Source organism: Candidatus Accumulibacter vicinus (genome assembly GCF_000584955.1).
Classification (GTDB): Bacteria; Pseudomonadota; Gammaproteobacteria; order Burkholderiales; family Rhodocyclaceae; genus Accumulibacter; species Accumulibacter vicinus.
On record NZ_JDSS02000011.1, the window covers coordinates 3,284 to 9,806 of the forward strand.

The following is a 6,523-nucleotide window of genomic DNA, read 5'->3' on the forward strand; positions in this document are numbered from 1 at the left end:
CCGCCGCGCTTCCCGGCGCGCGCCGAGCAGACCGCGCGCGAGCTGCTGCGCGCGCACCTCGAGCGCCTGCGCGAGCAACACGGGCCGCTGCTGCTGCTCGCTTCGGCCGCTCCCGGCGCCGACATCCTGGCGCACGAAGTCTGCGCCGAACTCGGCGTCCCGACGCTGCTCTGCCTGCCGATGCCGCTCGAAAACGTCTCCGCCCTGGCTTTCGGCACGCGCGACGACTGGCGCAACCGCCTGCTCGCGCTCGCGCGCCAGCACGCCGAAGCAATCCGCGTGCTGCAGGACGGCCCCGAGCTGCCACGCTGGCTGCACGAACGCAACCCCGAACTGTGGCAGCGCGGAATCCGCTGGATCGTCCGCTCGGCGCAGGCGTGGCACTGCAGCGCGCGCACGCTGCTCGCCCTGTGGGACGGCGACGAGAACGACTCCTCGACCGGTGGCGTCGCCGAAGTCGTGCGCCAGGCACGTGAAACCGGCGCCTTCACGATCGAGCTGATCGACAGCCGGCAACTGCTCGCGGCGAGCGGCTAACAGTCATGACTTTTCCAGACACCCCCGATCATGAAAGTCATGACCGTTTCCCTCTCCCCCAACCCCTCTCTCACGCAAGGGGAGAGGGAAGGTTCGTGAGTCGCTGACACGACTTTCACATTAAAGCGCAGGACGCAGCCCGCAGGCCTTTCCCCAATCCCTATCCCAGCCCCTGAATCTCCACCCATGCCACTCAAACTTTTCGTCAGCCACAGCTCGCGCTTGCGCGACGACGAGACCAGCGACGCGCAGGCGCAGGCGAACTGGCAGTTGCTGCTCGATCTTCCCGGGCAGATCGAGCAGGTCTACGGCTCGCAGGTGGAAGTGCTCGTTGACCACGATGCGCTTCGCGCCGGAGACGATTGGGAAACTGTGCTGCATGGTTTGCTCTGGGACTGTGACGCTGCCCTGATCGTGTTTTCGCGCCGCGCCGTCGAGGAGTCCGATTGGGTGAAACTCGAAGCGGCGGTTCTCGGCAGCCGCGCGATGAACGACCCCGGATTCCACCTGGTTCCCGTCCTGCTCGCCGGCCAGACGACCGTCGCCGACCTCGACCAAGGCTACTTTGCAGCCCTCCGACTCAAGCGGCTGCAAGCGATTCCCGAAGTCAACAGCGCGCAGGAGATCGTTGCCCGACTACGGCCGATCCTCGGCGAGCCTGAAACGCTGTTCAGCGGCCAGCCGAGTGCCTACCGGCAAACCGGCACGGCCGTCGAGGCGTGGCTCGTGCGCAACCTTGGCCAGAAAGTCTTGGAGGCGCTCTGGGACAAGCTGTGTCCGGGGAGCCGGCCGTGCGTCGCGCACCCGGATCGCGCGACGCGCTACGCCAGGTCGATTGCCACGCACCTTCTCGAAAATGGCGAGGACACGCTGCGTCGTACGCAGAAGGTTTTTGACCACCTGCTCTGCTCTGGACACAACGGCAACCACTGCGCCGGCCTGCTCAAATGCCTGAACGCGCAATGGATCAACCCGAACGCCGCCGCGTGTCTGACCGAGAAAGAAGCCGGCGCGCAAAGCCTGGTACTGAACGGCGCTTTCCTGGCTTCCGGGGATCCGGATTTTCCCGAGCGACCCTACTACACACTGAATCGCTACCTGAAGCGCGCCTGGCCTGAAACGCGCCGCTTCCAGTGGGTTCCGATCGCCCGGATACCTACCGACCGAGAAGTCGCCGACGAAGTTTGCGAGCAACTGCGCGCGCAATTGTGCCGGGGCAGCCGCGCCAACGACGAAGCACTGCGCCGGCGCCTCAGCAGCCTGCGCGCGGACGACTGGCAGATCGTCGTCTTCATCGCTCCGACGTTGTGGCCCGACCGCGATGCACGCCTCGTCGACGACCTGCGAACGCTGCACGGCCAGTACCAGGGGCTGCTCGTCGTGCTCGGCATCGACGACGAAATGCCTGCCGGCCTGCCCGAGGGAGTCCGCGTGGTCGATCCCGCGCTGAACCTGCTCGTCGAGGAGGAGCAGCACGATCGCGAACTCGACACCTGGGATCTGATCAAGAACAGTTAGCAAGGAAGAACACGATGAGCAAACAAGCCTCCTGGGAGCTGGTTCCTGCCGCCAACGCCTGCTTCGCCGGCGACCCGGACCGAAAAATTGATCCCTACCTTTTCTCTGCCGAGGCGGTCACGGCACTGCGGGTCGCTCTGGCGACGCAACGACCATTGCTCGTCGAAGGTCTTCCGGGTTGCGGCAAGACCTGCCTCGCCGAGGCGCTGGCTGCCGAGATCGGTTGGACCTTCCTGTGCGAGACGATCACTTCGCGCACGCGGCTCGAAAAACTTACCGTCGAGGTCGATCACCTGAGCCGCCTGCACGACGCGCAGCGCGCCGCCGCGATCGGCGGCGCGCCCGCGCTGAGAGCCGACGAGGCCTACTATCGCCCCGGAGTCTTCTGGTGGGCCTTCGACCGCGACAGCGCAAGCACGCACGGCCTGTCCGCAGACGCCAGGCAATGCGGCGTCTGCGCTGCATTGCCGGGAATCGAACGGACGCGCAAAGCGCCGCCACACGGGACCGTGCTGCTGATCGACGAGATCGACAAGGCCGAGCCCGACCTGCCGAACGACCTTCTCGAACCGCTCGACCGGCGTGGCTTTCGGCTACCGAACGGAAAGTACGTGTCGGCGAGCCCGGAGCGCGAGTTGCTGACGGTGATCACCACTAACGGCGAACGCGAATTGCCGCAGGCGTTCCTGCGCCGCTGCGTCAGACTCGTTCTCGACGAACCCACACCGGATCGACTCGTCGCGATTGCGCGCAAGCACTACGACGGCGCCAACCGCGACCGCGTCGAAGCGCTCGCGGCGAAGATGACCGAGTTCCGCGCCAAGGCCAGGGAGATGGGTCGGCGGCCGCCGGGAACGAGCGAGTTTCTCGACGCCGTACGCGCTTGCGAAGCACTCGACGTCCGGATCAGCGCCGACGATCCCGTATGGCGGCAGGTCGAGCGCGCCGTGCTCCTCAAGCCTGGCGAGCCGGAAAGTGCCACGAAGGCAGACAGTGAATCCGCCGCGTAGGGGCGAAATCCATCTCGGCGAGCTGCTCACCGTACTGGCCACGCTGCAGCCAGGCGATGCGGCAACGGCGCGGGCGATTGCCGCCAGCCTTGGTTTCGGCCTGTCCGCGGCGCCGGACATCGCGACCTCGACCAAGGAGAGCGAGCGCATTTACGATCGTAGCCAGCAGCGCGCTCGGCGCCAGGCGAGCCAGATGGCCGCGAAGAAGCCGTCAGGTTTCGATGCGCCACCACGATCGCCAGCGCCCGTCGATCTGCCGGCGCAAAAGCTACGCGCAACGCTACAGGCCATCGATCCGCAATCGCCGAGCGCTTTCCCGGAAAAGCCTGCGTGGATCAGTAGCGGCTACCAGCGCCTCGATCTGCAGCGTACCATCCCGTTGCCCCGCGCGAGCCTTTTTCCCGCACGTACCATGCGCGGCGTGTTCACCGCCGCGTTATCGACGCCGCGCGCCGGCGAGCAACTCGACGTCGACGCGCTGCTGCGCCACCTGATCGCCGGCCGCCTGCCGCGTGCGTTGCCTCGGCTGCCGGAGGAAACGCTGGCGCGCGGCTGTCAGTTGCTGCTCGATTTCAGCGACAGCATGCTGCCCCTGTGGGAAGACCTGCGCCATCTCTCGCAGCAGTTCGTGGACGTGCTCGGCAGGGAACGCGTGTCGGTATTCGAGTTCGACACGCTGCCCGGTGACGCGCACTGCTGGCCACCGGAGGGAGGCGATCCGGTCCCGTGGCAGCCCGAACCCGGACGCCCGGTTGTCGTCGCCACCGGTTTCGGCGCGCCCGACCGGCGCGCTCGCTTCGCCGGCGACGGCTGGCACGATTTCGTGGCCCGCTGCGCCAGGCAGGGATCTCCGCTGAACATCCTGATCCCCTGGTCGCCAGCCTGCTGGCCGCGCGACCTCGGGCCGCACGCGCGGCTCGTGCATTGGCACGAGCGGACAAGCGCGGCGATGCTCTCGCGGCGCACCGACCGCGCAGGCGCCTGGCCGCGATGAGCTGGCAGCAGCCGACCCGCTCCGAAATCGACGTCGTCGCCAACGTCCGCCGTCGCACCCCCGAGATCGTACCGCTTGCGCGCGTGCTCGCCGCCGCGACGCGCATCGAACCGCTGCTGTTGCGCAACGCCCGCCGCCACTTCTTTCCGGGTAGTGCCAGCGAGATCGAGTACTTCCTATGGTTCAGCCCGCTCGTTGCATCGCGCAGCAGCAGCGAGGTCGTTTTTCATGCGGGTGCCGCGCGGTTGCTGCTCCATCGCCTCTGGCGGCACCAGCGGGAACGCTTCGACGAAGTCGTCGAGTTCGTCCGCGCACAGACGCGACATTGGCAGCCCGAGGATCGCCTCGAACAGGATCTGCGCCTCGCCGCGCTCCGGGGAGACCACGACGAACTGCGCAGCGGTGTCGAAGACATGCTCAAACGCCTCTACGAAGAGAGCGACGAGCAGGCGCGCATCCGGCTCGCGCGCTGGGGCGTGCGTGCGCTGGCAACGATAGGCGCTGCCGGTGCCGGATTCGACGCGGCACGACTGCTCACGCGTTTCGCCGCGGTCAGCCTCGGCAGCACGACTCCACTTCCCGCCGGCTGCGCGCCCGAATTGCTCCCCGGCTGGCTTGCCGAGAGGCTCCCCGCTTCGCTTCGCCCCGCGCGCTTGTCGGTCGAAGCCCGCTACGACCCGGACACTCGTGCGCAAGTGCTGCACTTCGTCGCGCCCGGCGAACAGGACGACGCGATCGACTTGCCGACGCCATTGCCGGCGACGCTGCACATCGCGGCGGACGGCCAGCAAGGTGGCTGGTACATGGTCCGGAACGGCACGCGCGTGCAACTGGCGCCAGCAAGCCGGCGAATCGCCCTGGCCACGATCACCGGCCAGCGCTACGAACTCCTCGTCGACCTGCCACCGGACGAAGAGCCGAGCGGCGCGGCACGGATCGTGCTCAGCCATCTGCCCGAAGACGCGGAACAGGCCCGCGCAGTCGCCCGTTGGCTCGGCACGCGCGGACACCTGGTGCAGTTGCGGCCGGAAGCGACAACGGCAGGGACACACGAATCGACGAGCGACGAGTCCGGCCAGCCCATCCACCTGCTGCGTCTATGGACGAGTGCCGCGTGTCGCCGCCTGCAGGAATCGCGGGGCGAACTTCCGCTGGCAGATACGCGCAGCGCGCTGCTGCGCGTCGACCCCGCCGTCGAACTGCCGCAGGCCGGCTATGGTGCCGAGAGGGTGCTCGACGTGCGCGGCTGGCGGGATGGGCAGCCATCAGAGGAAGTCGGCGACTTCCTGCACCAGCTCGCAGCGTGGCTTGCGGGCGAAACGCCGCCGCCGGATGACGAGCGTGATCCTCCAGTGGGCGAAGCCGAGCGCCTGCTTGCCGAACTCGAAAACCCGCAGACGCCGACGCCGCGGCGACTCGAAATCGGCGACCGCCTCGCTGAAATCGGCGATCCGCGCCGTGGCGTCGGCGTGCGCGAGTTCGTCGTCGAGGAGGAGTCCCCCGCAGAGCCGCCGCTCAGCGACGAAGCCAGCGAGCTGCTTGCCGAACTCGAAATCTCGCAGACGCCGCCGCCGCGACGGCTCGCAATCGGCGACCGCCTCGCCGAAATCGGCGATCCGCGCCGTGGCGTCGGTCTCGACGCGCACGGCCTGCCCGAGATCGACTGGGTCGACATCCCCGGTGGCGAATTCGTCTATCAGGCAGGCAAGAAACGCACGCTACCGACTTTCCGGATCGCGCGCTACCCGGTGACCAACGTCCAGTACCAGACGTTCGTGGACGCCGGCGGCTACCGCGCAGAGCGCTGGTGGCGCGACTTGCGGCGGCCGCAACCGGAACCCTCGCACTGGCCGCAGGGCAACCGGCCGCGGACGGACGTCGACTGGTACGAAGCCGTCGCTTTCACACGCTGGCTGAGTGCCCAGCTCCGGTATGAAGTCCGCCTACCGACCGAAGAGGAATGGGAGCGCGCAGCGCGCGGGCACGATGGGCGGCAGTACCCGTGGGGGGCAGAGTACGAGAGCGGGCGGGCGAACATCGATGAAACCGACAGATTTGGCTTCGGGGAAAAGGTCGGCGAGTGGTTCCTGGAGCAGACGACCGCCGTCGGCGTCTATCCGCACGGCGCTTCGGCGGAAGGAGTGCTTGATCTCTCGGGAAACGTCTGGGAGTGGTGTCTCAACCAGTACGATGAGCCAAAGAGGATCCAGCCGGACATGAGCGGTCAGGCGCGGTTACTGCGCGGCGGCTCGTGGCTCTCCCTTACGGCCGCCGCGCGCGCGTCGCGGCGCCTCAGGGACGACCCTGCCCCCCGGAACCACCTCGTCGGTTTCCGTTTGGTGTCGTCTGCCCACATTGCTGCCTCCGCCAAGTTCGCCGGGATCGCCGACCACGGTTTACGATACGCGACGGCGGGGCTTTAACCAAAAATGGGAAATCCCCCGGCTCTGCCGGGGGACTGGAA

5 protein-coding genes are annotated in these 6,523 nt (G+C 67.6%); all 5 read left to right on the forward strand.

Annotated features, from left to right (window positions below; genetic code table 11):
- A partial coding sequence (locus tag CAPSK01_RS21620) for a hypothetical protein (protein ID WP_273702980.1) occupies positions 1 to 537 on the forward strand: 537 nt, incomplete at its 5' end.
- A 186-nt stretch (positions 538 to 723) separates the two neighbouring features.
- Positions 724 to 2,055, forward strand: a complete 1,332-nt coding sequence (locus CAPSK01_RS02775; protein WP_034922200.1) for a toll/interleukin-1 receptor domain-containing protein — start codon at positions 724 to 726, stop codon at positions 2,053 to 2,055.
- A gap of 14 nt (positions 2,056 to 2,069) precedes the next feature.
- Positions 2,070 to 3,065, forward strand: a complete 996-nt coding sequence (locus CAPSK01_RS02780) for a MoxR family ATPase (protein ID WP_273702981.1) — start codon at positions 2,070 to 2,072, stop codon at positions 3,063 to 3,065.
- Complete coding sequence (locus CAPSK01_RS02785) at positions 3,049 to 4,059, forward strand: hypothetical protein (RefSeq protein WP_034922202.1); 1,011 nt, start codon at positions 3,049 to 3,051, stop codon at positions 4,057 to 4,059. Before CAPSK01_RS02780 ends, CAPSK01_RS02785 begins: the two co-directional genes overlap by 17 nt.
- Complete coding sequence (locus tag CAPSK01_RS21625) at positions 4,056 to 6,482, forward strand: SUMF1/EgtB/PvdO family nonheme iron enzyme (protein ID WP_273702982.1); 2,427 nt, start codon at positions 4,056 to 4,058, stop codon at positions 6,480 to 6,482. The genes CAPSK01_RS02785 and CAPSK01_RS21625 overlap by 4 nt, the downstream gene beginning before the upstream one ends.
- The last annotated feature ends 41 nt before the right edge of the window (positions 6,483 to 6,523 follow it).